Here is a 3,111-nt window from a genome sequence, read left to right as displayed (position 1 = left end):
TTCATCACACTCGCTTTTTCTTTAAACTCGGTTGGTGAAAGGTTTTTCTTTTTCTTGAAGATGCGGCAGAAATACGAAAAACTATTAAAACCACTTGCCATGTAGGCCTCTTTTACACTCACTTTAGGATTTCGGAGCATGCTTTCGGCAACTTTTAGGCGTTCTTCAATAATAAAATCATTGGGCGATGAACCAAGTTCGTGCTTGAAAGTTCTATAAAAATTCGACTCGCTCATGTAGGCTTTTTCACTCAACAATTCTACGGATAAATCTTCGGTGATATTATCTTGTATGTATTTGATAATGAACGAAATACGGTCGTTATTCGAGTCGTGTTGGGCTTTTTTTAGATAAATACTTTTCGATTCGGTTTGCAAGATTCTGATAATTAACTCTTGAATCAGTAAATCGGCAAAAATATCTTTTGAAGGGTGTTTTTCAGCGAAAATAAAGATAAGGCGTTGGAGAATCTGATTAATGGCTACATCATTCGTGAAATGATAATTATAGTCGGTCATGCTCCATTCTTTGCCGTTTTGTTTGGTGCCTCGATTATTCAATAACTCTACTGTTTCTCGCAATTTTGCTTCCGAAAAAGCCAATGCCAAACACTGCGTTGGATTATGCTCGGCAGCTTCGGGAAAATCAATGCACATCAATTCGTTTGAAGGTAAAATCACCGACTCACCTGGCAAAAAACCAAACGAATGGGTGTTTTCTAAGTGCATCACCTTCTTGCCCTTTATCATACTGGCCAAAACTGGTTCGCTGAATCGAAGCATTACCTGCGATGCTTGTTGGTGAGTCTCGAAAATATTCAGTTCGGCATTATTGAGCGTATGAATAGTTCGGTTTTCGACCAAACTTACCAGCTTACGGCTTTCGTAATGAGATGTATTTAGATTAATCATGTTATCCGCTTTTTACTGGTGAAATAATAAATAGAACGCTGATTTTTATGATAGTTATGATTTTTATGATGATGTAAATAACAATTTTATCTAAATCATTTTTTATCATAAAAATCATAATAACCTGCGTTCTATCAACTTACTCTAAACAAACCTACCTAATATTATTATTTCCACAAAAAATATAACTATCTAAATTAACCCCAACACTGTAAATTGATAGGATAGTACAACTGAGTATAGAATAGTGCAATCAGTTGACAGAAAAGTGGTACATGACAGCAGAAAAATGACATTCAATATCATTATTACAAGATTTATTTGCACTATAATTTTTTTCACCTTTAATACTATAAACAATGTCAGCAGTAACAACACAAAAAAGTAATTTGGTAGAAAAACCAAGCTTCAAAACGCATTATGATAATTTTATCGGTGGTAAGTGGGTAGCTCCTGTGAAAAGCGAATACTTTGACGTTACATCGCCAGTCGATGGAAAGGTATTTACGCAAGTAGCCCGCTCGACCGAAGAAGATATAAATTTGGCATTAGATGCCGCCTGGGCAGCCGCTCCAAGTTGGGGGTCGTCGTCGGCTACTACTCGTAGCAATGTTTTGTTGAAAGTTGCCGACCGCCTTGAGCAAAACCTAAGCCTTTTGGCTCGTGTTGAAACTTGGGATAATGGCAAGGCAATTCGTGAAACAATGGCCGCCGATTTACCTTTGGCTATCGACCACTTCCGTTATTTTGCGGGCGTGATTCGTGCCGAAGAAGGTTCTGCTTCTGAGCTAAACGCCAATACGCTTTCGTTGATTATTCACGAACCGCTGGGCGTAGTTGGACAAATCATTCCGTGGAATTTCCCGATTTTGATGGCTGCGTGGAAAATTGCTCCAGCACTGGCAGCGGGTAACTGTATCGTATTGAAACCAGCCGAACAAACACCAGTTGGTATCATGGTTTTGGCCGAATTGATTCAAGATTTGTTACCTGCGGGTGTGCTGAATATCGTAAATGGTTTTGGAATAGAAGCGGGCAAGCCTTTGGCATCGAGTCCACGTATCAATAAAATTGCATTTACGGGCGAAACCACTACTGGTCAGCTAATTATGCAATATGCTTCTAAGAATATCATTCCAGTAACGTTGGAATTAGGTGGAAAATCACCAAATATTTTCTTCAAAAGCATCATGGAAGCTGATGATGAGTTTTTTGATAAAGCCATTGAGGGTGCCTCAATGTTTGCTCTGAATCAGGGAGAAGTTTGTACGTGTCCGTCAAGAATTTTGGTAGAAGAATCAATCTACGATGCGTTCATTGAGCGTGTAGTTGAGCGTGTAAATGCCATCAAACTCGGCCACCCACTCGACCCAGAAACAATGATGGGAGCTCAAGCATCAAACGACCAATACGAGAAGATTTTGAATTATATTGAAATCGGGAAAGAAGAAGGTGCTGAGGTGTTGACAGGTGGTGCGGCCGCTTATAACGAAGGTTTAGAAGGTGGATATTACATTAAGCCAACGATTTTCAAGGGAAATAATAAAATGAGAATTTTCCAAGAAGAAATCTTCGGGCCGGTGGTTTGTGTGACAACTTTCAAAGATGAAGCAGAAGCCATTGCGATTGCCAACGATACACTTTATGGCTTAGGTGCGGGCGTGTGGACACGTGATATGCACCAAGCCTATACGGTGGCAAGAGCCGTGCAGGCGGGTAGAGTTTGGGTAAACTGCTACCACGATTATCCAGCACACGCTCCGTTTGGTGGCTACAAAAAATCGGGTATTGGTCGTGAAAACCACAAAATGATGTTGGGTCACTACCGTCAGACGAAAAATATGTTGATTTCGTACGACAAAAACAAACTCGGATTTTTCTGATAATACATATTCGTAGAGACAAGGCATGCCTTGTCTCTGCATTTTTATTGAATAATTATATCTCAAATGACTATCGAACGAGTGGCTGTAACGCCCGAAGCTGCCGAAATTATTGATAAACTGAGAGAACGAAACGGCCCATTGTTCTTTCACCAAAGTGGTGGATGCTGCGATGGCTCATCACCGATGTGTTTTCAGGTTGGTGAATTGATGCTCAACGAAAACGATGTAAAACTCGGCACCATTCACGATTGTGATTTTTATATGTCAAGAGACCAATTTGAATATTGGAAACACACCCATCTCACGCTCGATGT

The 3,111-nt window shown here is 40.1% G+C and carries 3 protein-coding genes; 2 read left to right on the top strand and 1 reads right to left on the bottom strand.

Translation table 11 applies throughout. From position 1 onward, the window contains the following. The coding region (locus tag ACOVO2_RS07090; RefSeq protein WP_421769300.1) for an AraC family transcriptional regulator at positions 1-911 on the bottom strand (911 nt) is incomplete at its 3' end. A gap of 359 nt (positions 912-1,270) precedes the next feature. Between ACOVO2_RS07090 and ACOVO2_RS07085 the strand changes: the two genes are divergently transcribed. Together ACOVO2_RS07085 and ACOVO2_RS07080 are read left to right on the top strand one after the other, a co-directional pair. After that, entirely contained in the window at positions 1,271-2,794 is a 1,524-nt protein-coding gene (locus tag ACOVO2_RS07085; RefSeq protein WP_421769299.1) for an aldehyde dehydrogenase family protein, read from the top strand. Positions 2,795-2,860: 66 nt separating this feature from the next. Beyond that, on the top strand, positions 2,861-3,111 hold a 251-nt coding region (locus ACOVO2_RS07080; RefSeq protein WP_421769298.1), incomplete at its 3' end, for a DUF779 domain-containing protein.

This window comes from Emticicia sp. (assembly GCF_049241225.1).
Taxonomy (GTDB): Bacteria; Bacteroidota; Bacteroidia; order Cytophagales; family Spirosomataceae; genus Emticicia.
The sequence above is the reverse complement of the archived record's forward strand: the minus strand, read 5'-3'. Positions and strand labels throughout refer to the sequence as shown.

Bases quoted from the DNA above. Each gene is read 5' to 3' on its own strand.
- ACOVO2_RS07085 (WP_421769299.1), top strand. From the start codon at position 1,271: ATGTCAGCAGTAACAACACAAAAAAGTAATTTGGTAGAAAAACCAAGC.